A 26049-nucleotide genomic window follows, 5' to 3' on the forward strand; every position below is an offset into this window, starting at 1 on the left:
TTTCCTGGCACTTCCCTGACACTTTCCTGCACGGACAAGGCCAGGGCGGCGGTTTGCCGCCCGGTCGGCCGCCCGACGGGATCCACATCAAGACCGAGTGCACTGCGGGAGCGAGCGGTGAGCGGAACGTCCCAAGGGCCGGCGCCCTCGGTAGATCTCATCCGGCCGGCCGTCACAGAGAGTAACTCCGGCACGTCTACTACGTCCCCTACCTCGTCCATGTCGTCTTCCCATGCGACCACCGGTACGGCTCTGCTGCGCGGCGCGTTCGCGGCTGCACCACTGGCGATGGCCGTGGTGGACCGCGAGGGCCTGGTCGTCGCGGCGAACGAGTCCCTGGGCGCACTGCTGGGCATCGACCCGGAAGTGCTGGCCGGGAAGGTGGCCGCCGATCTGGTGGACCTCGCGTCCGACACGCGCGCCTGGCACTCGTACCGCGAGGTGTTGCGTGGCCGGCAGGCACGGCTGCGCTGTACACGCCGTCTCAAGCACCCGGACGGGCACTCCCTCTGGGCCCAGGTCACGTTCACACCGCTGCCGACGGAGACGGCGGAGGAGGCGCACGGTTCGAAGGAGGTTCAGGGATACGGGGGCCAGGGCGTTCTGCTGTCCGTGGCCGACATCAGCGCGCGCCGTGAACTCCAGGCGCGGCTGCGGCACTTGCAGATGCATGATCCGGTGACCCGGCTGCCCAACCGCACGCTGTTCTTCGAGCGGCTCTCGGCGGCGCTGGAGGCGGAGTCGTACGAGCAGAGCGGGACCGGCCGGATCGGCCTGTGCTACCTGGACCTCGACGGTTTCAAGGCCATCAACGACACCCTCGGCCACCGCGTCGGTGACCGGCTGCTCGCCGCCGTGGCCGAACGCCTCACGCGCTGTGCGGAGGAGGCGGGCCTGGCCCGCAGGAATCCGGGCGCCGTCGCCCCGCTGGTGGCGAGACTGGGCGGCGACGAGTTCGCGCTGCTGATCGAGGACTCGACAGGCACCGACCAACTCGCCGACCTGGCCGAGTCGGTGCTGAAAGCCCTCCAGCTCCCCTTCGACCTCGCCGGTCAGCGGATGTCCGTCTCCGCCTCCATCGGCGTCGTCGAACGGCACGCGGCGGGCACGACTCCCACGGGTCTGATGCAGGCCGCGGACACGACGCTGTACTGGGCGAAGGCCGACGGGAAGTCCCGGTGGACGCTCTTCGACCCCGAGCGCAACGCCCACCGTATGACCCGCCAGGCCCTGTCCTCCATGCTCCGGCCGGCCATCGAGCGGGGCGAATTCGCCCTGGACTACCAGCCGTTGGTGGGTATGGCGGACGGCCGAGTGCACGGCGTCGAGGCGTTGGTGCGCTGGCATCACCCCCAGTTCGGCACATTGACGCCGAACCGGTTCATCGGACTGGCCGAGGAGGACGGCTCGATCGTGCAGCTGGGGCGCTGGGTCCTCGCCACCGCCTGCCGCCAGGCCCGCCGCTGGCAGCTGGAACGCCCGGACGAGCCACCGATCTTCGTGAGCGTGAACGTCGCCGTACGTCAGGTCTGGGACTCGGATCTGGTGGCGGACGTGGCGGAGATCCTCGCGGAGACCGGCCTGCCGGCGCAGCTGTTGCAGCTGGAGCTGACGGAGTCGGCGGTCATGGGCTCCGCCGGCCGGCCACTTCAGGCACTCCAGGCGCTCAGCGACATGGGTGTGGGCATCGCGATCGACGACTTCGGCACGGGGTACTCGAACCTGGCCTACCTCAGCCGGCTGCCGGTGTCAGTACTGAAACTGGACGGTTCTTTCGTGCGGGGGTTCCAGTACGAGGGTGAGGGCGTCGCGCCGAACCCGGCCGACGAGATCGTCGTCGAGGCGATGATCCAACTTGCGCACCGGCTGGGGCTGACGGTCACCGCCGAGTGCGTGGAGACGGCGGCCCAGGCCGAGCGCCTGCGCCGTATCGGGTGCGACACGGGGCAGGGGTGGCTCTATTCGCGGCCGGTGGGGGCGGATCGGATCTCTTTGCTGATGGGGGGACTGGTTGCTGCCCGTCGAGGAGTGCACACGAGGCCGGAGTAGCTCGATCGGGTGATCGTCCCGCTTGCGTCCCCGGCGTCGAGAACGCCGGGGACCTGGGGTACCCCCTCTGGAGGCGCTCCGTCAGTCCGTGTCGGCGCGGGTGGGCAATCCGTAGGCGTCTGCGACGAGTTCGTACGAGCGCAGGCGCAGGTCGCCCCGGTGCGCGTGGGAGACGAGCATCAACTCGTCGGCTCCCGTGCGCTTTTGCAGGTCGTCCAGGCCCGTGCGGACCTCGTCGGCCGTGCCGTGGATGATGTTCGTCATCCAGGAACTGACGAACTCCCTCTCCATCGGGCTGAATTCGTAGGCCTCCGCCTCCTCCGGGGACGGGAACAGACCGGGGCGGCCGGAGCGCAGGCGGGCCATGTTGAGGCCCATCGCCAGGACCTGGCGGCGGGCCTCGTTCTCGTCGTCGGTGGCGAGGGCGGAGACGCCGATGAGGGCGTAGGGGGCGTCGAGGACGTCCGAGGGCTGGAAGGACTCGCGGTAGAGGTCCAGGGCCGGGACGGTGTTCTGCGCGGAGAAGTGGTGCGCGAAGGCGAAGGGGAGGCCCAGGACGCCGGCCAGACGTGCGCTGAAGCCGGAGGAGCCGAGCAGCCAGACGGGCGGGCGGTGGGCGGACTGGACTCCGCCCGGGGACGTCGACTGGATCGGTCCGGGGATGGCGTGGATGCGGCGGTAGGGGTGGCCGTCGGGGAAGTCGTCGTCCAGGAAGCGGGTCAGCTCGGCGAGTTGCTGGGGGAAGTCGTCGGCGCCTTCGTTGAGGCGCTCCGTGCGGCGGAGGGCCGCTGCGGTGGCGCCGTCCGTGCCCGGGGCCCGGCCTAGGCCCAGGTCGATGCGGCCCGGTGCCATGGCTTCGAGGGTGCCGAACTGTTCCGCGATGACCAGGGGGGCGTGGTTGGGGAGCATGACTCCGCCGGAGCCCAGCCGGATGCGCCGGGTGTGGGCGGCGAGGTGGGCGAGGATCACGGCGGGCGAGGAGGAGGCCACGCCGGGCATGGAGTGGTGTTCGGCGACCCAGTAGCGGTGGAAGCCGCGGGATTCGGCGAGGCGGGAGAGGGCGACACTGGTCCGCAGGGCGTCGGTGGCGGTGTGGCCGGAGCCCACGGTGACCAGGTCGAGGACGGAGAGGGGGACGGGGGCGGTGCCCTGTGTCCTGCCTCGGATCTCGTCTGCCGTCGCGTCTGCGGTCACGGTGGGTGCCTCCTGCTGCTGTTTCGGTGCCGTTCGCTGTCCTCCGGGCTACAACAGGAGGGTGGCTCCGTTTTATTCCGGGGAGTCACTCGCTCCTGCCGCCCCTACCCGTCCCATCCTGGACCTGGGGGCGGCGGACCATGCACACGCCCGTGTTGACGAAGGTGGGCCCAGGTGCGAGCGTGGTCAATCCGCGCACGTCAGACGTCTCGACGCCCGTGAACCCAGCCATCCAGTCTCCTCGATCGGAAACGGCTCCCGATGCCCGCGCTCCCCACGCTCCTCGTCCTGGACGCCGACCCGCCGCCCCGCCTCGGCCGGCTCACCGGACGGGCCCGGATCGTGCACGCCGACGAGACCACCCTCGCCGGGCAGCTCCCTTACGCCGACGTCCTGCTCGTCTGGGACTTCGCCTCGCACGCCGTGCGGGCTGCCTGGCCGGGCGAGGGGGCGCGTCCGCGCTGGGTGCACACCGCGAGTGCTGGGGTCGACCACTTGATGTGTCCCGAACTCGCCGCGTCGGACACCGTGGTGACCAACGCGCGCGGGATCTTCGACCAGCCGATCGCCGAGTACGTCGGCGCCCTCGTCCTCGCCATGGCCAAGGACCTGCCGAGGACCCTGCACCTCCAGGAGCGGCGCGAGTGGCGGCAGCGGGAGTCGCAGCGGGTCGCCGGGACGAAGGCCTGTGTCGTCGGGTCAGGCCCCATCGGGCGGGCGATCGCCCGGTATCTGAAGGCACTTGGGGTGACCACGGCGATCGTCGGGCGCACCCCGCGTACCGGCATCCACGGGCCCGACGACCTCAACCGGCTGATGGCCCGGGCCGACTGGGTGATCGCCGCCGCTCCCCTCACCGCCGACACGCACCACATGTTCGACACCCGCCGCTTCGGCGTCATGCAGCCCTCGGCGCGTTTCGTCAACGTCGGCCGGGGACAGCTCGTCGACGAGACCGCGCTCGCCGAGGCACTGTCGAAGCGGTGGATCGCGGGCGCCGCCCTCGATGTGTTCGAGCACGAGCCGCTCACGTCCGACAGCCCGCTGTGGGAGGTGCCCGGGCTGATCGTCTCCCCGCACATGAGCGGCGACACGGTGGGCTGGCGCGATGAACTCGGCGCGCAGTTCGTCGAGTTGTACGAGCGGTGGGACGCGGGCAACACGCTGACGAACGTCGTCGACAAACAGCGCGGATACGTACCGGGGCACTGACCCGCCATCGGGATATCGACTGCCGTTCCTTGCCTTGCCTCGCCGCTCCGAGAATCCGCCGAAACGTATTCCTCGCATTCCCCGGTGCATAACCCGTGCACTCCCGGGTAGCTGCGGGCCCATGGCTCCATCGATTGCTCCGTCAATTACTCCATCAATCGCATCACCGCCCGCACCACCGCCCACACCACCAGGTATCAGACGCCGGTCGCTGTTCGCGGGGGTGACGGCGCTCGGCACGCTCGGTGCGGTCGGTTCACTCGGCACCGGGTGCAGTCGGGTGTCCGCGGCCTCCGGCGTCGAAGGCGGTGACCTGCTCGAACGGCTTCGGGCGCAGGGCGTCGTACGTCTCGGGATCGCCGGTGAGATCCCGCAGGGATTCATCGACAGGGACGGCGAACTGACGGGTGAGGCGCCCGAATTGGCGCGGGTCATCTTCAAGCGGCTGGGGGTGGGCCGGGTCCAGCCCGTGCCCACCGAGTTCGGATCACTCATTCCGGGACTGAATTCCCAGCAGTTCGATGTCGTGGCCGCCGGGATGTACGTCAATCCGGAACGCTGCGAACAAGTGATCTTCGCCGATCCCGACTACCAGATGCTCGATTCCTTCATTGTCCGCAAGGGAAATCCCAAGGATCTTCACAATTATCGGGATGTTGTCGAGAAAAAGGCCAGACTCGCGACCGGAACCGGATATGCCGAGATCCAGTACGCGGTCGAGGCCGGCTACAAGGAGAGCGACCTGCTCATCGTGCCCGACCAGGTGGCCGGGCTGAACGCCGTCGAGGCCGGTCGCGTCGACGCTTTCGCCGGTACGGCGGTCACCGCCCGTCTGGTGGTGAAGAAGTCCGGCAAGGCGGAGGCCACCAAGGCCTTCGCCCCGCTCGTCGACGGCAAGCCGCATGTCGACGGGGGCGCCTTCGCGTTCCGGCTGCCCGAGACGAGGCTCCGGGACGCCTTCAACGTCGAGTTGCACAAGATGAAGAAGAGCGGCGAGGTGTTCCGCATCCTGCGGCCGTTCGGTTTCACCCGGGCGGAGATGACCGATCTGACCGCGAAGGAGCTGTGCGGCGGATGACTTCCGGACTCTGGGAAACAGTCCTCAGCGGAGTCTGGGTCACGATCCAACTCCTCGTCTTCAGCGCCCTGTTGGGCGGTGTCGTCGCCTTCGTGGTCGGGATCGCGCGGACCCACCGGCGGCGCTCCGTGCGCTTCCTCGCGGGCTGCTACACCGAGGTGTTCCGCGGGACCTCGGCGCTCGTGATGATCTTCTGGGTGTACTTCGTGCTGCCGCCCGCCTTCGGCTGGCAGCTGGTGCCGATGTGGGCGGGCACGCTCGCACTCGGGCTGACCTACGGGGCGTACGGCACGGAGATCGTGCGCGGCGCGCTGAACGCCGTCGAGCCCGCGCAGCGGGAGGGCGGGATCGCGCTCGGGTTCACGCCCTGGCAACGGATGCGGCTGATCCTGCTGCCGCAGGCGGTGCCGGAGATGGTCCCCTCCTTCTGCAACCTGCTGATCGAGCTGCTCAAGGGAACCGCGCTGGTGTCGGTGATGGGCATGGGCGATCTGGCGTTCAGCGGCAATCTCGTGCGGCTCGCGCTGCAGCAGAGCGCGGAGATCTACTCGTACATCCTGGTGATCTACTTCGTGATCGCCTTCCTCCTCACCCGGCTCATGCGCGGGCTGGAGAAGCGGCTGAAGGCGGGTGTCGTATGACGTGGGACTGGGGCGCCGTACGTGATTTCCTGCCTCACCTGTGGGACGGGCTGCTCGTCACCCTTCAGGCGCTGGCCCTCGGGTCGCTGATCTCGTTCACGCTGGGGCTGGTCTGGGCGCTGCTGATGCGGACGCCGACCCGCTGGGTGCGCTGGCCGGTTGGGGTGGTCACCGAGTTCGTGCGGGACACCCCGCTGCTCGTGCAGCTGTTCTTCCTCTTCTATGTGCTCCCCGAGTGGGGTGTCGCCGCCTCCGCGCTGACCACGGGTGTCGTCGCGATCGGGCTGCACTACTCGACGTACACGATGCAGGTCTACCGCGCCGGCATCGATGCCGTGCCGCCGGGCCAGTGGGAGGCGGCCACCGCGCTCAGCCTGCCCGTGCGGCGCACCTGGACGGCGGTGATCCTTCCGCAGGCGGTGCGCCGGGTCGTACCGGCGCTCGGCAACTACGTGATCGCGATGCTCAAGGACACTCCGCTGCTGATGACGATCACCGTGCTGGAGATGCTCGGCGAGGCGCGGCTCTTCTCCCAGGAGCACTTCCAGTTCACCGAGCCGCTGACCGTGATCGGCGTCGCCTTCGTCCTCATCTCCTTTCCCGCCTCCCTCCTCGTACGAGCTCTGGAGCGACGCCTTGCAAGTTGACACCGAAAAGATCTCCGACACCGCCGCGTCCACCCCCGCCCGCGAGCTGGTCCGGCTCGATCAGGTCACCAAGCGGTTCGGTGAGCAGACCGTTCTCGACCGGCTGAGCCTCTCCGTCGAGGCGGGGCGGCATGTCACGCTCATCGGCCCGTCCGGGTCGGGCAAGACGACGATCCTGCGGCTCCTGATGACCCTGGCCAAGCCCGACGAGGGCACGATCACCGTCGACGGGGAGGCACTGTTCCCGGCGCCCGAGAAGCAGGTCCGCGAGGTGCGGAAGAAGATCGGGATGGTGTTCCAGCACTTCAACCTCTTCCCGAACATGAGCGTGCTGCGCAACATCACCGAGGCGCCCGTCACCGTCCTCGGCCTGTCCAAGGAGGAGGCGGAGGCGCGCGGGCGCGATCTGCTGGAGCTGGTGGGCCTCGCGGACAAGTGCGACGTGCGTCCGTCCCGGCTGTCGGGCGGGCAGCAGCAGCGGGTGGCGATCGCCCGGGCGCTGGCCATGCGCCCGCAGGTGCTGCTGCTCGACGAGGTGACCTCGGCGCTCGACCCCGAGCTGGTCGCGGGCGTCCTGGACGTGCTGCGGGACATCGCCCGCAGCACCGACATCACGATGCTCTGTGTCACCCACGAGATGGGATTCGCCCGGGACATCTCCGACCAAGTGCTGATGTTCGATTCCGGCCATGTGATCGAGTCCGGTCCGCCGGAGCAGATCTTCGGCGATCCGGAGCAGGACAGAACACGCGAATTCCTCAGCGCGGTGCTCTGACCGCGCCGGAGAGGGCCCAGAAAGATCCTCGCCATGACAATGGCATATGCCAGGAGAACACTCCGCTGCTGAGAGGCCGCAACCCGGGCGACAATCTCGTCAACGCCCCCTCCACGTAGACCCCTTGGCGGTTATCGTGGAGGGGATTGGCTGTCCGGATCACGGCTAAAAGCAAGCCAGGGGGAACACCGTGGCTCTCAAGCACGAGCCGACCGCGCCGCACCACTCCACCCAGGACGCGCTGCGCGTCCTGGAGACAGTGGCACGGCACTCCGCCGGTGTCACCGACGCCGAAATCGCCCGCCAGACCCACCTCGGCACAGACCGGCTCACCCCCCTCCTGCGCATGCTGCGCCGCGAGGGATACGTCGAACAGGCCGCCGACGGTTCGTATGTCACCGGCACCGCCCTCAGCCGCCTCGGCGCCACGCACGGCCATGACCAGGCCCTGCGCGCCCAGCTCCAGCGCACCCTCGACCGCCTGCGCGACTCGGTGGGCGCGGCCGTCTACATGAGCCGGTACGTCGACGGCGAGATCCATGTCACCCAGTGCGCGGACAGTGCGGCGACGCCCGCGGTCAACGAGTGGGTCGACTTCCGCTCGGCCGCGCACGCCAGCGCGATCGGCAAGAGCCTGCTGGGCCAGCTCGACCACAACAGCCGCCGCGACCATCTCGCCCGCCACAAGCTGGCCCGCCTCACCTCGCACACGATCACCAACGAGCGCCTGCTGCTCTCCCGTCTGGAGACCCAGCCGCCCACGGTGCCGGTCCTGGACCTCCAGGAGTACGCGGTCGGCACGGTCTGCGCGGCGGTCCCGATCACGGCCGGATCCACGGTCGGCTGCCTCGCCCTCTCCCTCCCGCTCCGCCACGCCCACCGCCTGCGCCAGGCGGCGGAACGGCTGAACCGGAGTGCGGGACCGGTGCTGCTGTCGCTGGCCATCTAGCCGCAGCGATCCCTACCGCCACCTGGTCCGGAGCACTCTCTCGGACCAGGTATTATTTTTCTTGTCGCCAGCCGCGAGAGCGGTCGGCGAGAGTCATGCGCCGCTAGCTCAGTTGGTTAGAGCAGCTGACTCTTAATCAGCGGGTCCGGGGTTCGAGTCCCTGGCGGCGCACACAAGGAAAGGGCCTCTCGCAGCTGCGAGAGGCCCTTTCGCTATCTGCTCAGCAGCTCCTCGCGCCCCCGCTCCCGGTATCGCTCCACCAGGCCCGCCACGTCGTCGCCGGTCAGTCTGCGGTACGTCTGCTCGCCCGGTGGGCGCCACCACACCGGGTCCGGGCAGCGGAAGCCCTCGCGTCTGAGTCCCGCCCGGTGGATCTTGTTGGTCGCGGTGACCGGCATCCGCCGTACGACCCGTACGAAGCGGGGCGCCATCTTCGTCCCCAGGTCGGGTTGCGCTGCCAGGAAGGCCGAGAAGGCAGCCGGGTCGAAGGTGCCGGCCAGGGTCGCCATGACCTGGTCGCCGGCCACCGGGTCCGGCACCGCGTACACGGCGACGGCCACCGCGCCCTCGTACCGGGCGAGGATGTTCTCGATCGTAGCGGCGGCCAGGTTCTCGCTGTCGACGCGCAGCCGGTCGTCGGCTCGGCCCGCGAAGTACAGGAAGCCGTCCGGGTCACGGTAGAAGAGGTCGCCCGTCCAGTACCAGCCGTCGCGGCGGCGGGCCGCCTCCGCCTCGGGGTTGCGCCAGTAGCCCTCGAAGGGGTTGGGGCCCCGGTTCACCAACTCCCCTATCGCGGCGGTGCCGTTGAGGAGGCGACCCGAGGCGTCCAGGACGGCCGGCGGGCACTCGGCCCGCGTCTGTGGGTCGACCACCGCGAGGTCGTCGTCCGGTGCCGCCCGCCCGACGGCACCGGCCGGGGTCCCGGGCGTCCACCGCACCGCCGCCCCGCCCTCCGAGGATCCGTACCCCTCCACCAGCCGTACCCCGAACCGCCGTTGGAAGGCCGCCGCGTCCACCGCCCCCGCCTCCGTGCCGAAGCCCAGCCGCAGGGTGTTGTCCCGGTCGTCGGGCCGGGCGGGCGTCGCCAGCAGGTACTGGACGGCGCGGCCCACGTACGTGAAGTAGGTCGCCCGGTAGCGGCGTACGTCCGTCAGGAACCCGGAAGCCGAGAAGCGGCGGCGCAGCGCGACCCCGGCGCCCGCCGCCAGGGCCGGGGCCCAGTCCGCGATGACCGCGTTGCCGTGGAACATCGGCATGCAGACGTAGTGCACGTCGTCCGGGCGCACCCCGAAGTTCCCGGCCAGCGTCAGCCCGGCGGCGGCGAGCCTGCCCTGGGTGCAGATCGCGGCCTTGGGGGCGCCGGTCGAGCCCGAGGTGAAGTAGAGGAGGAGACGGTCTGCGGGGGTGGCGCGGGTGGGGTCCGGTTCGGCGTCCGCGTAGGGGGCCAGGAGATCCTCGTACTCCTGGGTGTCGGTCAACAGGAGCCGCACGCCGGGGAGTTCGAGGTCGGCGAGGAGCGGGAGGTGGGTGCGTGCGGTGATCAGGACCGGGCACTCGGTGTGCAGGATGTCGCGGGCCAGTTCGGGGCCCCGGCGGGTGGGGTTGATCCCCGCGACGGCGGCACCGGCGAGGGCCGCCGCGCTCAACCACAGGGGATATTCAGGGGTGTTGTCGAGCAGGACCCCGACGTGCGGTTCGGCGCCGGGCGGCAGCAGGTCGGCCAGCAGCGCGGCCCTCGCCGCCGCGCCCGCGGCCATCTCGTGATGCGTCAGGGTCCGGTCCTCGCACCACAGCCCCGGCCGGTGGTCGCCCCACCGCGCCGCCACGAGTTCCGCGACCGTGCGCCTGCCCGATCCGTTGGGTTCCGTGAACTCCATGGGCGCGCACGGTAATTGACATGTCGTCAGATGTGGAGAGTTACGGCGCGCCCGTAGTCTCGAACCAGTCCGCCGGGAAGGTCTCGCCGGTGTCCTCGTCGACCACGTATCCGCTGTCGGTCCGGGAGAACATGTCGCCGAACGGTTCGAACACCTGGCTGTAGGTCACCATGAACCCGACAAGGAACACCGCCACCACTCCGAGGAACCCCAGGACGACGACCAGGCCGAGCCCGTTGCGGACCGTCGGGCGGTGTGCCGTGGCGTTGATCTGCTCGCCCTCGCTGTAGAAGACGGTGACGTAGTCGCCCTCGATGATCGCGCCCGAGCCGTGCCCCTCCTCGAAGCGGACAGTGCGGCCGTCGCGTGCGGTGAACTCGTAGACGTGGTGCAGCGTCGTGCTCACGCTGGAGTCACCAGAGCCGCCACTCGTGGTCGTGTACGTCCGGAGGCAGCGCGCCTCGGCAGTCAGGCCACTGTTCCAGGCTCGGCGAATCCGAAGCGCCCGGCGGCTCACGGCCACCGCCATCGCGACGATCACCACAAGCATGAGTGTCGGCACCCCGTAGAACACGATGTCCATGGCCGTTCCCCCGGTATCTCGTTCAGTACGGCTCCCCGTACACCGCCTCACCTGGTCCTGGGGGCGTACGGGGAACCTACCCGTGGGGGGTCGCGGATTTACTCAAGGAATGCTCAGAACCTGACGTCCGAGCAGGCGTAGAACGCGTTGGCCGTGTCCGCGATCGTCCACACCGCGACGATCACATGCCGGCCGCTGAGCCCGGACGGCAGTGAACCCGTGTGGGAGAGCGTGGCCGGCGGGCGCTGGCCGTTGTAGGGGACGGTGAGGAACGGGGTGAGGTTGAGGTCCGAACGGGCGAGGGCGTGGTTCTGGTTCCAGCCCGGCTTCGTGACGTAGTACTTGAAGTCGGTCGTGGCGTGCATGGCGGTGAACTGCCAGCGGAAGGTGTAGCTCCCGCCGCTCGTCACCGCGGTCGCCGGCCAGGTGCCGCCGGACGGGGTCCTCGGCTGGTTGAGCGCGCCGAAGTTGCCGTGGTTCGCCGAGCAGATCTGGCCGTCGGCCGGTCCGGCGGCGGGGAAGCCCTTGGGCCCCTCGACGCTCTGCGGCTCCCACTGGATGTCGCCGCAGCCCGTCACTGTGCCGTTCTGACAGAGCTTCTGCCTGCTGACGGGGAGGTCGGTGTAGCCGTGGCCGCTGGCGCCTCCGGTGGTGAGGACGAGGGCGCCGGTGGTGGCCAGGCCGACCACCGAGGCGCACAACTTGGTCTTTTTGCGCATGCTGCCGCTCCTGCTGAACGTGGGGGAGGTTCGAGTGAGCCGTGCAGGTCTAGACCAAGCCTCAGATTATTACCGCCTCTTGAGCATGTCCAGACCAATCACGGGCCCGACTCCCCCACCCTCACGCCCCGGACTCGCTCCGCCCCGCGCAGAACGCGACCGTCAGGTCCTTGACCAGTGCCTTGCGTTCGTAGTCGTCCAGTTCGACCAGACCGCGCAGGGTCAGCCGGGTCACCGTGTCCTCCACCGAGTCGACGACGGAGGTGAGCGTGGCGGCCCGGTGCTGGGCGTCCAGGGCGGCGATGCGGCGGCGGGTCATCGCGGCGGCGACCTCGGGGGCGTACTCGACCCGGACCGGCAGTACCGAGAACACCTCCAGGCCGACCGGTGCCGTGTCCGCCGCGACCGCCCGGGTCAGCGCCTCCCCGGCCGCCTCCATCGCCCGCTTTCCCGCGCCCGGCATCTCCACCGGCACCCGGACGAGCGCCGCCTCGACGCACTCGCGCAGATAGGTCTCGTGGTCCTCGACCCCGAGCGTGGCCCGCGCGGTGTCCCGCACCCGCCACACCACCAGGACGACGACCCGCAGCGCGACCCCGCTCGCGTCGGCCGCCGGCATCGGCTCACCACGCCAGTGCCGCAGCCGTACGTCGACCCGGGCACGCAGAAGAAGCGGGTTGACCCACAGCAGGCCGGTGCGCCGGACCGTTCCGCGGTAGCGGCCGAACAGGCCGAGCACCCAGGCCCGTCCGGTCCGCCCGCGCGCCAGCCCACCGAAGCCGAACAGCCCGAGGGCGCCCGCTCCGGCGAACGCCGCCCACTGGGCCGGGCCGAGACCGGCGCCCGCGTACGTCGCCGGGAGCCGCAGCGCCTCCACCGCGAGGTGCGGCAGCGCGCCCGCCCACCAGGAGGTGAGCACGCCCCCGGCCACCCCGGTGGCACCGGCGAGCACGCCCACCGCGCCGGGCAGCACCCGCGCCGGGCGCTCCACCAGGTCCGGGTCGACCGTCAGAACCGCCGGGCGCGGCGCGGCCGGTGCGGGTCTGCGGACGCGCGGCTGCTCGCCCGTACCCTGCCTGCGCCCCACGACGGCGGGCCGCAGCGGCACCGACACCGGGTCGGGTTCGTCGCGGAACAGCAGGTGGACGGGGATCTCGGTGGTCGCCTCGTTCTGGATGAGCCGGGCGGGCCGGGATCCGCTGTCCGGGGGGCCCTCCGGGTCAGGTGTGTGTTCGGTAGTCGTACTCATTTGTGCCTCCAGCCTCCGCGCCAGATGCGTCACAACAGTGGTTACCGGCCAACCGGCGCGTGCCGGGTACGGGCCGGGGTGTGCGTCACGAGGAGAAGAGGCGGCGCCAGGTCTCCGGGCCGGGGTAGCCGTCGGCCGCGCCGCCCCGCCAGCCCTGGGCGCGTTGGAAGGCCTGCACCGCACGGCGGTCCGCCTCGTTCCAGCGTGAGTCGGGACGGGTCGTGTAGTACCGCCCGAACCCCTTCTTCACCAGCTGCTTTCCGAGCTGGGTGACGTGCGGGCTGCTGGAGCCCGGCCGGAACAGGCCCCGTCCGGGGAACTCGGGGACCGCTTTGCCGGCGGACGGTGGACCGGCGGCGCCGGGGACCGTTCCCGGAGCCGTTCCCGGGGCCGTTCCGGAGTCGGTTCCGGGCGCCGGGCCTTCCGGCCCGTCATCGGCCCCGATGTCGTTCCCCATCCCGGTCACCAGCAGTTCCCAGGTACGCGGCCCCGGCAGTCCGTCCGCCGCCGTGCCCTGCCAGCCCTGGGCCTGCTGGAACGCCCGGGTCGCCCTGCGGTCCGCGTCCGACCAGCGCGGGCCGGGGCCCGAGGTGTAGTAGCGGGCGCCGCCGCGCTCCACGAGCATCCGGCCGAGCTGGGTCACGTACTTGTTGCTGGCGCCGGTACCGAAGTACGCCCGCCCCGGGAACCGGGCCGCCGGGTCCGGGGATGCGCCGGGTGCCGAGCCCACCGTGCCGTCCGTGTCGTCCGGGTCGTCCGCGCCGGCGGTGTCGCCCGGGTCCGAGGTGCCGCCCGTGTTCGCGGCGAGGCCCTTGTAGCGGTAGGCCTGATAACGGTCCGAGTGGCTCCAGTACGCGAGCGGGGTGGCCTGCCGGCGGGCGTGCGGGCGGGTCTCCTCGTAGGCGATGTAATAGGTGTGCGTGTAGTCCGTCCAGCCGCCGAAAATGACGACGTGCGAGCCCTTCTCCGGGTCCGACGGATTGTGGAACAGGAGAATGTCTCCGGGTTGCAGATCCTCCTTCGGAATGAGTACTCCGTACTTGTCGAGGCTGCCCGTCCATTCGTTCCCCGGGAGGTTCCAGGCCATGGAGACGAAGCCCGAGCAGTCCTGCCGGTAACCGTCTCCCCAATAGGTGCTCATGCTGTACGGCACCCGCGCGGCGACCCAGGTCCTGGCCCGGTTGACGATCTCCGCCCGGGTGGTCGGCCGGAGCTTTCCCCATGCCGGTTTCCCGGCCGGGCCGTGCAGCGGGGCCTTGCCGCCCTGAGGGGTGTCGGGCTCGTCACCTGCGGGTACGCCCGGACGGTGGGGGGCTTGCGGGGCGGCTGCGGCCGGCAGGGCGTGCCCCGCGCCGAGCACCGTGGAGGCCGTCGCGGCGACGACGAGGGTCCGCCGTACCGCCGTACGGGCGGGTCCCGGACCCGTTCCCGAGACCGGTCCGGAATACGGGGCGACCTGTCGCCGAAGAACACATCCGGGGCATTCGCAGTCGCTCGCGGGATCGAATTCCTCGAATACCGGAGTCGCCATACGATTCCCCTCACGTCCCAGGCGATGACTTGCGCGCTTCTGCACCCTCGCAGTTTCTCAACTGTCACCCGCTGTCGCATGTTGACGGTCCGAATGATGTACAGCCGGCGTTCGGCCCGGCGCGCGAGTCGGGCGGTCCGGACCACCCATCGGTGTCGGGTAGAGTTGTCGACGTCACCGCGCGCCGCTAGCTCAGTTGGTTAGAGCAGCTGACTCTTAATCAGCGGGTCCGGGGTTCGAGTCCCTGGCGGCGCACAGACGAACGGCAGGCCCTCCGCTGAGGCGGGGGGCCTGTTCGCGTACTGACCGTAAACACTTCGGAACCATCCGCGCACAAGCGGTCCCAATTGCACCAATCGGGCTCAACAGCCGTCACAATGAGCGCGTATGACCGGTAAACACCGTGTTTCGCATCTTGCGATCATGCTGAACGGCGTAGAACCCTGGGCTGCAAGATGCTGCGGATACGCAGCCATTGGGGGCGGACCGGTTGCGCCGGCACGGGGATGGGGCCTCGTTCATGAACGGATGCCGAGGGGGGCATCATGCAACCGGAAGGGCGCTCTTCCATGTCTATAGAGTGTGGATTATGGATGACGTGGGGGCAGTGGTCCATTACTGATGCGTCTGTGACGGCCAAGGGGGGCCCAGCAGACGTATAAGAACCGACAAACACGCGGTGACATGCGTGTGGGGGGATGACTCATGACGTCGACGCCGACGGGCGCCCGGCATAACTTCGACGCATCACAGACGACCCAGCTCAGGGTGCCGTCAAACCGGACCGGTGGATTCCGCCGGATCAAGAAGAGTCTGCCGAAGTACGACTACGAGCACTACAGCCGGCTGGCCGGACCCCTCACACAGCCCGACCCGACCAAGCCGTACACGGTCAAGTACCGGTCTCTGCTCTCCCAGGAGCCGCACCGCCTGCGGGCCGCGCTGATGCTGGGCGCCGCACCGCTGCTCTCCGTCGTCCTGCTGGTCTGGCTGCTCCAGCCCGCGCACTGGACGGAACGCGACTACCCGGCCTTCGACTTCCTGCCGGCGCTCGACATCGTGATGCTCGTCTCGATCGGCCTGATCGAGCTGTTCCGCTGCCTGAACGTGCTGTCGAACGCGCACGCCACGCTGGTCGCCCGCGACCCGATCCCGGTGGTGCCCGAGACCGGCACGAGAGTGGCGTTCCTCACCTCCTTCGTGCCCGGCAAGGAACCGCTGGACATGGTGACCAAGACGCTCGAAGCCGCGGTGCGGATCCGGCACCGCGGCCTCATGCATGTCTGGCTGCTGGACGAGGGCGACGACCCCGAGGTGAAGGCCGTCTGCGCCCGCCTCGGGGTGCACCACTTCTCCCGCAAGGGCATCGCGAAGTGGAACCAGCCCAAGGGCCCGCACCGCGCCAAGACGAAGCACGGCAACTACAACGCCTGGCTCGACGCGCACGGCGACGACTACGACTTCTTCGCCTCCGTCGACACCGACCACGTACCGCTGCCCAACTACCTGGAGCGGATGCTCGGCTTCTTCCGGGACCCGAACATCGGCTTCGTCATCGGCCCGCAGGTGTACGGCAACTACGACAACTTCGTCACCAAGGCCGCCGAGTCCCAGCAGTTCCTCTTCCACGCGCTGATCCAGCGGGCCGGCAACGCCTACGGCTCCCCGATGTTCGTGGGGACCAGCAACGCCGTACGCATCAGCGCGCTGAAGCAGATCGGCGGGCTGTACGACTCGATCACCGAGGACATGGCGACCGGCTTCGAGATCCACCGCCACAAGAACCCGGCGACGGGCAAGAAGTGGCGCTCGGTCTACACGCCGGACGTGCTCGCGGTCGGTGAGGGTCCCAGTGCCTGGACGGACTTCTTCACCCAGCAGATGCGCTGGTCGCGCGGGACGTACGAGACGATCCTCAAGCAGTACTGGAAGGGCTGGTACTCGCTGCCGCCGAGCAAGCTCTTCAACTACACGATGATGATCATCTTCTACCCGATGTCCGCCCTCAACTGGATCCTGGCCGCGCTGAGTTGCGCGCTGTTCCTGGGCCTGGGCGCCTCGGGTGTGAACATCGACCCGACCGTGTGGCTGATGCTCTACGGCAACGCCTCGGCGCTGCAGATCGGCCTGTACATCTGGAACCGCCGGCACAACGTCTCCCCGCACGAGCCCGAGGGCTCCGGCGGTGTGGCGGGCATGGTCATGTCGGCGCTGTCCGCGCCGCTCTACGCGAAGGCCCTGATCGACTCGGCGCTGCGGCGCAAGAGCAAGTTCGTGGTCACGCCCAAGGGCGACTCGGCGAGCCCGGACCGCTGGTTCGCGACGTTCCGCTACCACTGGTACTTCATCCTGATCTTCGGCGGCTCGATCGCGGCCGGCTTCACCTTCGGGCACTCGCACCCCGCGATGATCATCTGGGCGACGTTCGCCACGGCGATCACCGCGACGCCGATGGTCGTCTGGCGGCTCATGCTGCGCCAGGAGAAGAAGAAGCTCGCCGCCGGCCCCGGTCCCGCCGAACCGCAGGACGCCGTGGCCACGCCGCAGCCGTTCGTGCCCGCCCAGCCGACGCCACACGCGCCACACGGCTCACTTCCGTCGCACGCCCCACACGCCCCCCACTCCACCCACGCGCCGCAGCACAAGCCCCAGTGGGCCGCATCGGGCGGGACCGGCGGGGGCAGCGTAGGGGGCGAGGGCAACGACCAGACCATGCAGATCGCCCTTGGTGGACTTGGGGGACGTAAGGAATGACAGACCGTGCAGGCCGCCGCCGCGCCCGTCGTCTCGCGATAGGCACGGCGGTGGTCCTCGCGTTGGCGGGGATGAACGGGCCGTGGGTGTACCGCTTCAGTACCGAGAAGTACCACGACTACAAGATCAACAGACCGGAGTACAAGGCCGAGAACGGCAAGTGGGAGGTGGTGAACTTCCCGGAGGAGTACCGGCAGAACACCATCCACGCGGCCCTGCTGCACACCGGCAAGGTGCTCCTCGTCGCGGGCTCCGGCAACAACGCGGACAACTTCGACGCGAAGAAGTTCGACACCCGCGTCTGGGACCCGGTCAAGGGCACGATCAAGAAGATCCCGACGCCCGCCGACCTGTTCTGCACCGGCCACACGCAGCTCTCCAACGGCAATCTGCTGATCGCGGGCGGTACGAAGCGGTACGAGAAGCTGAAGGGTGACGTCACCAAGGCGGGCGGCCTGATGGTCGTCCACAACGAGAACCCGGACAAGCCGATCACCCTGCCCGCGGGCACCAAGTTCACCGGCAAGGAGAACGGCAAGACGTTCGTGTCGAAGGACCCGGTCGTCGTGGAGCGCGCGACGAAGGTCTTCGACAAGGCGACGGGCGCGTTCCTGCGCAACGAGCCGGGGCTCGGCCGAATCTATGTCGAGGCGCAGAAGAAGGGCGCCAAGTACGAGACCGGTACGCAGGACAACTACCGCGTGCAGGGCCTGTCGGGCGCCGACTCCCGCAACACGTACGGCATCGCCGAGAAGATCGCCCTGGACAAGAAGGACTTCCAGGGCATCCGGGACGCCTATGAGTTCGACCCGGTCGCCGAGAAGTACATCAAGGTCGACCCGATGAACGAGGCCCGCTGGTACCCCACGCTCACGACCATGTCGGACGGCAAGATCCTCAGCCTCTCCGGCCTGGACGAGATCGGCCAGCTGGTGCCGGGCAAGAACGAGGTGTACGACCCGAAGACCAAGAAGTGGACGTACACGACCCACACACGCCAGTTCCCGACGTACCCGGCGATCTCGCTGATGCAGAACGGCGAGATGTTCTACTCGGGCGCGAACGCGGGCTACGGCCCCGACAACGTCGGCCGTGACCCGGGCGTCTGGAACGTGGCGACCAACAAGTTCACCAAGCTGAAGGGTCTGAGCGACCCCAACATGCTGGAGACCGCCGGCACGGTGCTGCTGCCGCCGGCGCAGGACGAGAAGTACATGGTGATCGGCGGGGGCGGGGTCGGCGAGTCCAAGCTCTCCAGCAGGAAGACCCGCGTGATCGACCTCCTGGCGGACGACCCGAAGTTCACGGACGGCCCGTCCCTGGAGAAGGGGACGCGCTACCCGCAGTACTCGATCCTGCCCGACGACACGGTGATGATCTCGGGCGGCTCGGAGGACTACCGGGGCCGTGGCGACTCCAACATCCTCCAGGCCCGTATGTACGACGCGAAGACCGGCAAGATGAACAGGGTCGCCGACCCTCTGGTGGGCCGGAACTACCACTCGGGCTCGATCCTGCTGCCCGACGGCCGTCTCATGTTCTTCGGCTCGGACTCGCTGTACGCGGACAAGGCCGACACCAAGCCGGGCAAGTTCGAGCAGCGCATCGAGATCTACACGCCGCCGTACCTGTACCGCGACGCGCAGCCCTCGCTGTCGGGAGGCCCGCAGACGATCGCACGCGGCGCGTCGGGGACCTTCAAGTCCCAGCACACGTCGACGATCAAGGCGGCCCGTCTGATCCGCCCGAGCGCCTCGACGCACGTCACGGACGTCGACCAGCGCTCCATCGCCCTCGACCTGAAGAAGACGAAGGACAGCATCACGGTGACGGTCCCGAAGAACCGGAACCTGGTGGAGTCGGGCTGGTACATGCTCTTCGTCACGGACGACCAGGGCACACCGAGCAAGGCCCAGTGGGTCAAGGTGCCTTGATCGGGCTGCGAAAGCCGGTTGGCGCCCTTCGAAAGAAGGGCGCCAACCGGCTTTCGCCTTTCAGGGGCGCGGGGAACTGCGCGACAAGCCACGACGCACCCGCAGCCGACACGCCACAGAACCCCCCACCCCCTTGGTCACCCAGTGGCCTTCGCAAGCTTCAACGCATAAGAAGCCCACCACTGCCCGGCCTTCGGCCCCCCCTTGCACTCCCCGTCGGACTCCCCGGGCCGCTTGACCCACAGATACGCGTCCACAAGCGGATCAGCCGTCTTCACGGTCGGAGACTCCCCCAGCGCCCTCCCGGGAGGGTTGCACCAGTTCTCGTCCGCCTCGCCCCCGGTGTAGGGCCCGTTCCCGTTACGGGACGTGTCCACCACGAAGTGCTTCCCGCCGACCTTCGCGGACAGTTCCTTGCCGTACTTGATGGAGTCGGCCGTCGAGTAGAAGTTGGACACGTTGACGGAGAACCCGTCCGCCTTCTCGATGCCCGCCCACTTGAGCGGCTCGAAGATCTGGTCGGGATGTGTCCATCCCGCGTTCCCCGCGTCCAGGTACACCTTCGTGTTCTTCAGCGCCGAGAGCGTGTCGATCGCGCCGCTCAGCAGGTCGTACCGCTCCTCGTGGAACTCGTCCTGGGTGCAGCCGTCCACCAGGTGGAGGATCGCGTCCGGTTCCAGGATCACCGTGGCCGCGCGGTCGCCGATGCCCTTGGCGACGCCGTCGATCCAGGCGCGGTAGCTGTCGCCGTCGGCGGCGCCTCCGCTCGAGTACTGGCCGCAGTCGCGGTGCGGGATGTTGTAGAGGACGAGGAGTGCGGAGCGGTCCGCCTTCTGCGCGGCCTCCGTGAAGCCGCGGGCCTCCGCCTCCGGGTTCTCCGGGCTGATCCACTCACCTGTCGGCTGCTCGGCGATCTTCCGGATCTGCTCGGCGTCCGTGGTCTTGTCGTCCTTGACGTACGCGGCGACCTGTTCCGCCGCGTTGCCGTCGGGGTTCACCCAGAACGGGTTGGTCCCCTTGGGCTGCTGGGTGATCCGGGCTTCCGCCTCCTTGCCCGGCTCGTCGCCGTCCCCCTTGTCGGAGGACCCGGAACAACCGGTGAACAGCAGCGCCGCCCCCAGCGCCGCCACGGACGCCCGCCCCCAGGTCGCCCCCTTACTGCCGAACATCGAACTCCCCCTCGGATGCACTGTCCTGGTCCCCCCCTGGATGCAGTGTCGTAAGCCTCAATCCTGACATAGGTGGCCTGGCACCCACGAGGTCGCCAGTGCCTTGTCGGTTACCTGTTACACCGTGTTCGGCCGGGGTAGACGAGGGCCGGGGACTTTGAACGCCCGGGCCCGAACCGCGACACGGAGCAGCTCGTAGAACTATCTACTACCTGCATGGATAACTCACAGCCACAGGAACGGGACTTGGCGTCAATCTCCCTCTAGGCCTAGGCGCTCATCCGTTCTACAGTCGTCTCAGACGGCCCCAGCCCCCGGCCATCAGTTCACCGTCCGTAATCATGGGCGGGCACCGAACCTCCCGCGCCGGTCGCCGGGTTACTCCCGCAGCCCGTGCGCCCGCGGTCGAGGACCAGCCCGGTCGACGGCTCTGGGGGGAGCGGGTCGTCGACCGGGCAGGTTGGGACTGGGAGGGACGTACCGGAGGGCAGGGTCAGACGGCCGCGCCCGTCAGGTACGCCGACACGATCACGTTCGCCGTGTAGGTGCGGGAGGCCCGGTCGAACGTACCGCCGCAGGTGATGAGCCGGAGTTCCGCGCGGCCCGACTGCCGTGTGCCGTACGCCTGTTGGGCGTCGAAGCGGTCGCGGGACAGGACCCGGACGTCGTCGACGGTGAACTCGGCGACCTTGCCGTCGGCGCGGGTGACCCGGATCGTCGCGCCCGGCCGCAGGGTGCTGACCTTGTAGAAGACGGCGGGCCTGGTCTCGGTGTCGACGTGTCCGACGAGGAGGGCGGTACCGGCGGCGCCGGGCCGGGTGCCGGATCCGTACCAGCCCACGACGCCCGCCTGGTCGAAGGGCGGCGGGTCGATCGCGCCGAGCCGGTCGAGGCCGCGGGCCACCACCGGGGCCTGCACGCCGAGTTCGGGTATGTCCACGCGCTGCGGCAGGGCGCCGCTCAACGGTTCGTGCGCGGGCGGGAGTTCGGGGTCCGGGGGGCGGCCGACGGCGGCGACGTCGCCGGTGGTCGGCGCGGATATGCCATGGCGTACGTCGGTCATCTCGCGGCCCCACAGCCACAGCCCGAGAAGCAGCAGCGCCCAGGTCACGCCCATGGTCAGGCGCCCGGTGCCGGGGGATCGTTCGCGGTCGTCGTCGGACATGGCGTCTCAGTCCGTCCCACGGCCCCGGCGGAACCCGCGCACCGCGACGACGACCGCCGCCACACCCGCGAGGACGAGACCGACCACCGCCTGCCGGGTGCCGGGGCCGGTGCCCCGGGCCTCGTCGGCGGCCAGTTCCTCCGCCGCACCGCCACCACCGGCGGGCACGGGGGCGACGGGCGAGGCGGCGGCCGTACGGGAGGGCTCGACGGGGGACTGCTTGTCGGCCCCTTCGTCCGCTTCCTTGGCGGCCACGGCGATCACGCCCCTGACCTTGCCCTCCTGCCCGCCGCAGCCGACCGTGACGTCGTACGTGCCAGGCGCGAGCGAGGAGCGGACGCGGGACCCGCCGACGAGCGCCCCGTCCTGCCCCTGCACGGCGAGCAGCACATCGGCGACGAAGGCCTCCGACTTCGCGGTCCCCGTCTTGCCCGTACAGCCGCGTACGACCAGCCGTACGTCGCTGCCGGGTGCCGGGGACGCCGGAGTCACCGAGACGCCCCCGCCGGCGGCGAACGCAACGGGTACGGGAGCGAGCGCTGCGGCGACCGTGGCACCGGCACAGAGAGTGAGCCGCACAAAACCCATCGTGAACCTCCAGACATCTGGAGACTCCTCCTCCGGGCCCCGGTCCGCATCTCCGGAGCGGGTACGGCTGCTCCGTACGGGTTGTGGATGGTTTGGCTCGGGCGCGAAGGACGACCGGCTCAGACGCGGTCGACGAGGTCCGCGATGGAGTTGACGATCTTGGACGGGCGGTACGGGAAGTTCTCGACCTGGTCGGGGCCGGTCAGACCGGTGAGCACCAGGAAGGTCTGCATCCCGGCCTCGATGCCGGCCAGGACGTCGGTGTCCATGCGGTCGCCGATCATCGCGCTGGTCTCGGAGTGGGCGCCGATCGCGTTCAGCCCGGTCCGCATCATCAGGGGGTTCGGCTTGCCCGCGAAGTACGGCTTCCGGCCGGTCGCCTTGGTGATCAGTGCGGCCACCGCGCCGGTCGCGGGCAGCGGGCCCTCGGTGGAGGGGCCGGTCTCGTCCGGGTTGGTGGCGATGAAACGGGCGCCGCCCTCGATCAGGCGTACAGCCTTGGTCATGGCCTCGAAGGAGTAGGTGCGGGTCTCGCCCAGGACCACGTAGTCGGGCTCGTGGTCGGTGAGGATGTACCCGATGTCGTGCAGGGCGGTGGTCAGGCCGGCCTCGCCGATGACGTAGGCGGTCCCGCCGGGGCGCTGGTCGTCGAGGAACTTGGCGGTGGCGAGCGCCGAGGTCCAGATGTTGTCGACGGGCACCTCCAGGCCCATGCGGCGCAGGCGGGCGTGCAGGTCGCGCGGGGTGTAGATCGAGTTGTTGGTGAGCACCAGGAAGGGCTTGCCCGACTCGCGCAGCTTCTTGATGAAGGCATCGGCGCCGGGGATCGGCACGCCCTCGTGAATGAGCACACCGTCCATGTCGGTGAGCCACGAGTCGATGGGCTTGCGGTCTGCCATGTCCGGTCTCCTGCTCCTGCACTGCGATCTGCGTTGCGTCCAGCATTTCCGTACACGCGTACGAGGTGTCGCGTGCGCCCCAGCCTGTCACAGCCCGGATCTTGGGGGAATGGCCGGTTTATGTCCGTCCCACGGGTCGGACCCGGGCGAGCAGCATCATTCCGGCACCGGCCAGCACCAGGGCGAGGGCGATGCCCGCGAGGCGGAGGGCGGTGTCGTGCCGACCGGTGCCGGCGAGCTCGCCGATGTGCGGTGGCAGTCCGTCCCGTACGCCGGGTACGGGACGGGTGGACGACGGGTCGGTGGCGGAGGAGGCGGGGGCTACGACGCGGAAACGGTAGTCGTTGGACTGGCCGACCCAGTCGCCGTCGCCGTCGTGCCGCTGGACCACGGCGGCGTTGGCGACGACGTCGTTGGCCACCGCTCCGGCGCCGATCGCGAGCCGCACCCGCACGGAGACGGTCCGCCCGGGCCCGACGGTGAACCCGGGAAACCCGTCGCCGTCGAACACCCCGATGGTCTCGTCGGCGTCGGTGGCCTCGAACCGCACCGGGTAGGGGCGGGTGCGGTGCTCGTCGTAGAACTCCAGGCGCGGCTGAGCCGTCGTCAGGGCACGGCGCTCGTCGACGAGTACGAGGACGGGGTGGATGTCCGTGCAGACGCGGGCGGTGTTGTTGGTGAGGTCGAGGCGCCAGGTCCGGTGCTCACCACCGGCTTCGTAGGCGGCGGGGCCGCCGTGGATGCGGGTGGTGAGGGGGAAGGTCCGGTCGGTGGGGGCGGTGGCGCAGGTGGCCGCGGGGGCGAGGGCGGGGGCGGCCAGGGCGCCCGGCGCGGCGAGGAGGGCGGCGGTCACGGTCGCGGTGACGGTCGTGGTCACGCAGGTACACAGTCGCATGAACACATGACCATGCCGGTGTGGTGGGGTCGGTGGACGGCACCGCTCCGGGGGGTGTGGCGCTACGCCCCGAACGGGCTCGCGAATGCGCCCGATCGGCGGATGCGACGGACGCGGCGGATGCGGGGGACGCGGCGGTGATTCACGCTTCTTCGTCGGCGTGGGTGAGATGGCCGTCGGTGAGGCGCCAGTAGTGGAGGTGGTGGGTCTGGCGCCAGGTCTCGGGGCCGGCGAGGCCCTGCGCGATCCAGGCGTGGAGTTGCGGGAGTGCGGCTTCCTTCAGGGTGGCGCGGATGACGGCTCGGTCGGCCGCGTCGACCGGGTGGACGTCCACGTAGAAGCCGACGCTGTCCGGGTGGATGCCCCCGCCGTAGGTGCGGGACTCGGGGGCGAGCCACCTGGCTCCGAGCACGATCGTCCCGCTGTCGGTCCCGGTGAGGAAGCTCAACTCCCTTATGTGGGAGGCGAGATCACCGAGGGACTCGTTGACGTCGGTGGTGGTCAGCGGCCAGGCACGATGCCGGGGAAGTCTGCGGCTGCGGCGCCGGCGCCGGTTGCGTGCGGTCATGGGCTGAGGATCGCAGGATTGGGCGGCCGGCCCCACGGAGTTTTTCCGGGGAAGGGGGAGGGAGGAGTCGCACGGGCGGTGGTCCCGCTATCCCTCGGCCCGTCCGAACAGCGGCGCGAGGAGCAGTTGGGCCGCGCCCTCGGCGACTCCGCGCGCCCCGCCGGGGGCGACCCGCACGGGCACCGGCTGCTCGGCGCCCTCGCGCCGGGCGCGGCCGGTGAGAACGGCGGCTACCCCTAGTACGAACCGTTCCGGTTCCGCGGCGACGGTACGACCGCCCAGCAGCACCCGGTCGATGTCCAGCAGCCCCACGAGGTTCGCGGCGCCGGCGCCGAGCACCCGGGCCGCCTCGTCCAGGTCGCCCCGCGCAACGGCGCCGAGACACAGCGCCTCGATGCAGCCTCGGTCGCCGCAGCTACAGGGCGGCCCGTCCAGTTGGACGACCTGGTGCCCGAACTCGCCCGCGCCGGTCCTGGTCCCCCGGTGCAGCGCGCCGCCGATCACCAGACCGGCCCCGAGCCCCGTACCGAGGTGGAGGTAGGCGAAGGATCCGCCCTCGCCCCCGAGCGCCAGCCCGAGCGCGGCGGCGTTGGTGTCCTTGTCGACGGCGACCGGCACCCCGAGCCGCCGTGCCAGCGCATCCCGCAACGGAAACCCGTCCCACTCGGGAAACCCGGTGACCCGGTGCAGCACGCCCCGGACGTGATCGAGCGGCCCGGGCAGAGCCACCCCGACCCCGAGCAGGACACCGCCTCGCACACCCGACCCACCGGGCCCGCCGGGCCCACCGGCCTCACCGGGCCCGCCAATCGCACCGGACCTGCCGACCTCCCCGGCCACCCCTGGTTCGCCTGGGACGACGGCCTCCCCGGGGTCTCCGGGGTCCCCGAGCTCTCCGGGCTCCCCGCCGAGCAGCGCCTCGGCCTTCGGCGACCCTTCGCCGAGCCGTGCCCCGCTCCTCCCGTGCCACCCGCCGCGCGGCGCCCCGGCCTCCCTGCGCGACACCTCGCTCGCTCCCGACTTCCCGCCGGACAGTCCACCGGCATCCCCCGGCCCTCCGCCGAGCGGCGCCTCGTCCTCCCCGGGCCCCCCACCAAGCAGCGCCTCACCCTGCCTCGGCTCCCCACCAAGCAGCACCGCGATCTCCCCGCGCGACGCCCCGCTCGCCCCGGGCCGCCCGCCCGGCAGTACCTCCCACTCCCGCGCCCCCTCGCCGCGAAGCGCCACGCTCCTCCCGGGCCCTCCGCCAAGGAGCGCTCCGACCTGCCCGCGCGGCAGCCCGCTCGTCCCCGGCCCCCCGCCGAGCAGTCCCCCAGCGCCCCCCAGCCCTCCCCCGAGCAGCGCCTCCACCTCGCCGGCCACCCCCTCGACCACCTCATCCGCGCCCGCGCCCAGGTCCAGCGGCGCTCGCCGCTCCCCCACCACGGTCCCCATGAGGTCGACCAGCACCACCCTCACCTCGTCCCGGTCCAGGTGGACGCCCACCGCGTGGCCCGCCTCCGGCACCAGCCGCAGTACCGTGCGCGGCTTGCCGCCCGTCGAGGCGCGGTGGCCCGCCTGGGCGGCCAGGCCC

22 protein-coding genes and 2 tRNA genes are annotated in these 26049 nt (G+C 70.1%); 11 read left to right on the plus strand and 13 right to left on the minus strand.

The window, feature by feature from the left end:
* The first annotated feature begins 117 nt into the window (after positions 1–117).
* Positions 118–2049, plus strand: a complete 1932-nt coding sequence (locus OHN74_RS15450; protein WP_327695145.1) for a putative bifunctional diguanylate cyclase/phosphodiesterase — start codon at positions 118–120, stop codon at positions 2047–2049.
* A gap of 81 nt (positions 2050–2130) precedes the next feature.
* On the opposite strand, the gene OHN74_RS15455 is transcribed toward OHN74_RS15450, so the two are convergent.
* Positions 2131–3243 (minus strand): LLM class flavin-dependent oxidoreductase, encoded by a 1113-nt coding sequence (locus OHN74_RS15455; RefSeq protein WP_327695146.1) that lies wholly within the window; start codon positions 3241–3243, stop codon positions 2131–2133.
* A gap of 261 nt (positions 3244–3504) precedes the next feature.
* On the opposite strand from OHN74_RS15455, the gene OHN74_RS15460 reads away from it, so the two are divergent.
* From OHN74_RS15460 to OHN74_RS15490, 7 genes are all read left to right on the plus strand, one after another.
* Positions 3505–4455, plus strand: coding sequence for a D-2-hydroxyacid dehydrogenase (locus OHN74_RS15460; RefSeq protein ID WP_327695147.1), 951 nt, complete (start codon positions 3505–3507; stop codon positions 4453–4455).
* Positions 4456–4576: 121 nt separating this feature from the next.
* Positions 4577–5533, plus strand: a complete 957-nt coding sequence (gene ehuB / locus OHN74_RS15465; RefSeq protein ID WP_327695148.1) for an ectoine/hydroxyectoine ABC transporter substrate-binding protein EhuB — start codon at positions 4577–4579, stop codon at positions 5531–5533.
* A complete protein-coding gene (ehuC, locus tag OHN74_RS15470; RefSeq protein ID WP_327695149.1) occupies positions 5530–6174 on the plus strand; it encodes an ectoine/hydroxyectoine ABC transporter permease subunit EhuC in 645 nt (214 codons plus the stop codon). Before ehuB ends, ehuC begins: the two co-directional genes overlap by 4 nt.
* On the plus strand, positions 6171–6821 hold the full coding sequence (ehuD, locus tag OHN74_RS15475; protein WP_327695150.1) for an ectoine/hydroxyectoine ABC transporter permease subunit EhuD: 651 nt from the start codon (positions 6171–6173) through the stop codon (positions 6819–6821). The genes ehuC and ehuD overlap by 4 nt, the downstream gene beginning before the upstream one ends.
* Positions 6811–7596 carry an ectoine/hydroxyectoine ABC transporter ATP-binding protein EhuA gene (gene ehuA, locus OHN74_RS15480; protein ID WP_327695151.1) on the plus strand — a complete coding sequence of 262 codons (786 nt, stop codon included), beginning with the start codon at positions 6811–6813 and terminating at the stop codon, positions 7594–7596. The genes ehuD and ehuA overlap by 11 nt, the downstream gene beginning before the upstream one ends.
* A 190-nt stretch (positions 7597–7786) precedes the next feature.
* On the plus strand, positions 7787–8545 hold the full coding sequence (locus tag OHN74_RS15485) for an IclR family transcriptional regulator (protein ID WP_327695152.1): 759 nt from the start codon (positions 7787–7789) through the stop codon (positions 8543–8545).
* 97 nt (positions 8546–8642) lie between these two features.
* Positions 8643–8716: transfer RNA gene (locus OHN74_RS15490), tRNA-Lys, on the plus strand.
* A 41-nt stretch (positions 8717–8757) separates the two neighbouring features.
* Here OHN74_RS15490 and OHN74_RS15495 read toward each other — a convergent pair.
* From OHN74_RS15495 to OHN74_RS15515, 5 genes are all read right to left on the minus strand, one after another.
* Positions 8758–10422, minus strand: coding sequence for an AMP-binding protein (locus OHN74_RS15495; protein WP_327695153.1), 1665 nt, complete (start codon positions 10420–10422; stop codon positions 8758–8760).
* Between the two features lie 40 nt (positions 10423–10462).
* Positions 10463–11005: a DUF3592 domain-containing protein gene (locus OHN74_RS15500; protein WP_327695154.1), complete on the minus strand. Its 543-nt coding sequence runs from the start codon at positions 11003–11005 to the stop codon at positions 10463–10465.
* Between the two features lie 113 nt (positions 11006–11118).
* Positions 11119–11724: a lytic polysaccharide monooxygenase auxiliary activity family 9 protein gene (locus tag OHN74_RS15505; protein ID WP_327695155.1), complete on the minus strand. Its 606-nt coding sequence runs from the start codon at positions 11722–11724 to the stop codon at positions 11119–11121.
* 121 nt (positions 11725–11845) lie between these two features.
* Positions 11846–12973 carry an SPFH domain-containing protein gene (locus tag OHN74_RS15510; RefSeq protein WP_327695156.1) on the minus strand — a complete coding sequence of 376 codons (1128 nt, stop codon included), beginning with the start codon at positions 12971–12973 and terminating at the stop codon, positions 11846–11848.
* 85 nt (positions 12974–13058) lie between these two features.
* A complete protein-coding gene (locus tag OHN74_RS15515; protein ID WP_327695157.1) occupies positions 13059–14504 on the minus strand; it encodes a peptidoglycan-binding protein in 1446 nt (481 codons plus the stop codon).
* A 181-nt stretch (positions 14505–14685) separates the two neighbouring features.
* Here OHN74_RS15515 and OHN74_RS15520 point away from each other — a divergent pair.
* The 3 genes from OHN74_RS15520 (at position 14686) to OHN74_RS15530 (ending at position 19192) form a co-directional block, all read left to right on the plus strand.
* Positions 14686–14759 (plus strand) — tRNA-Lys (locus OHN74_RS15520).
* 450 nt (positions 14760–15209) lie between these two features.
* On the plus strand, positions 15210–17258 hold the full coding sequence (locus OHN74_RS15525) for a glycosyltransferase family 2 protein (RefSeq protein WP_327695158.1): 2049 nt from the start codon (positions 15210–15212) through the stop codon (positions 17256–17258).
* Positions 17255–19192, plus strand: a complete 1938-nt coding sequence (locus OHN74_RS15530; protein ID WP_327695159.1) for a kelch motif-containing protein — start codon at positions 17255–17257, stop codon at positions 19190–19192. The genes OHN74_RS15525 and OHN74_RS15530 overlap by 4 nt, the downstream gene beginning before the upstream one ends.
* A gap of 137 nt (positions 19193–19329) precedes the next feature.
* Here the strand turns inward: OHN74_RS15530 and OHN74_RS15535 are convergent, their stop codons facing one another.
* The 7 genes from OHN74_RS15535 to OHN74_RS15565 all read right to left on the minus strand — a co-directional run bounded on the left by OHN74_RS15535 (position 19330) and on the right by OHN74_RS15565 (position 25703).
* Positions 19330–20361 carry a glycoside hydrolase family 6 protein gene (locus OHN74_RS15535; protein ID WP_327695160.1) on the minus strand — a complete coding sequence of 344 codons (1032 nt, stop codon included), beginning with the start codon at positions 20359–20361 and terminating at the stop codon, positions 19330–19332.
* Positions 20362–20854: 493 nt separating this feature from the next.
* Positions 20855–21526, minus strand: a complete 672-nt coding sequence (locus OHN74_RS15540) for a class F sortase (RefSeq protein ID WP_327695161.1) — start codon at positions 21524–21526, stop codon at positions 20855–20857.
* Between the two features lie 6 nt (positions 21527–21532).
* Complete coding sequence (locus OHN74_RS15545; RefSeq protein WP_327695162.1) at positions 21533–22114, minus strand: hypothetical protein; 582 nt, start codon at positions 22112–22114, stop codon at positions 21533–21535.
* Between the two features lie 119 nt (positions 22115–22233).
* Entirely contained in the window at positions 22234–23013 is a 780-nt protein-coding gene (locus OHN74_RS15550; protein WP_327695163.1) for an HAD-IIA family hydrolase, read from the minus strand.
* Between the two features lie 118 nt (positions 23014–23131).
* Positions 23132–23890, minus strand: coding sequence for a hypothetical protein (locus OHN74_RS15555; protein WP_327695164.1), 759 nt, complete (start codon positions 23888–23890; stop codon positions 23132–23134).
* Positions 23891–24050: 160 nt separating this feature from the next.
* Positions 24051–24476, minus strand: coding sequence for a hypothetical protein (locus OHN74_RS15560; protein WP_327695165.1), 426 nt, complete (start codon positions 24474–24476; stop codon positions 24051–24053).
* Between the two features lie 87 nt (positions 24477–24563).
* Positions 24564–25703 (minus strand): ROK family protein, encoded by a 1140-nt coding sequence (locus OHN74_RS15565; protein ID WP_443060554.1) that lies wholly within the window; start codon positions 25701–25703, stop codon positions 24564–24566.
* Between the last annotated feature and the right edge of the window lie 346 nt (positions 25704–26049).

The sequence above is a fragment of the Streptomyces sp. NBC_00459 genome, from assembly GCF_036013955.1.
In the GTDB taxonomy this organism is placed as follows: domain Bacteria; phylum Actinomycetota; class Actinomycetes; order Streptomycetales; family Streptomycetaceae; genus Streptomyces.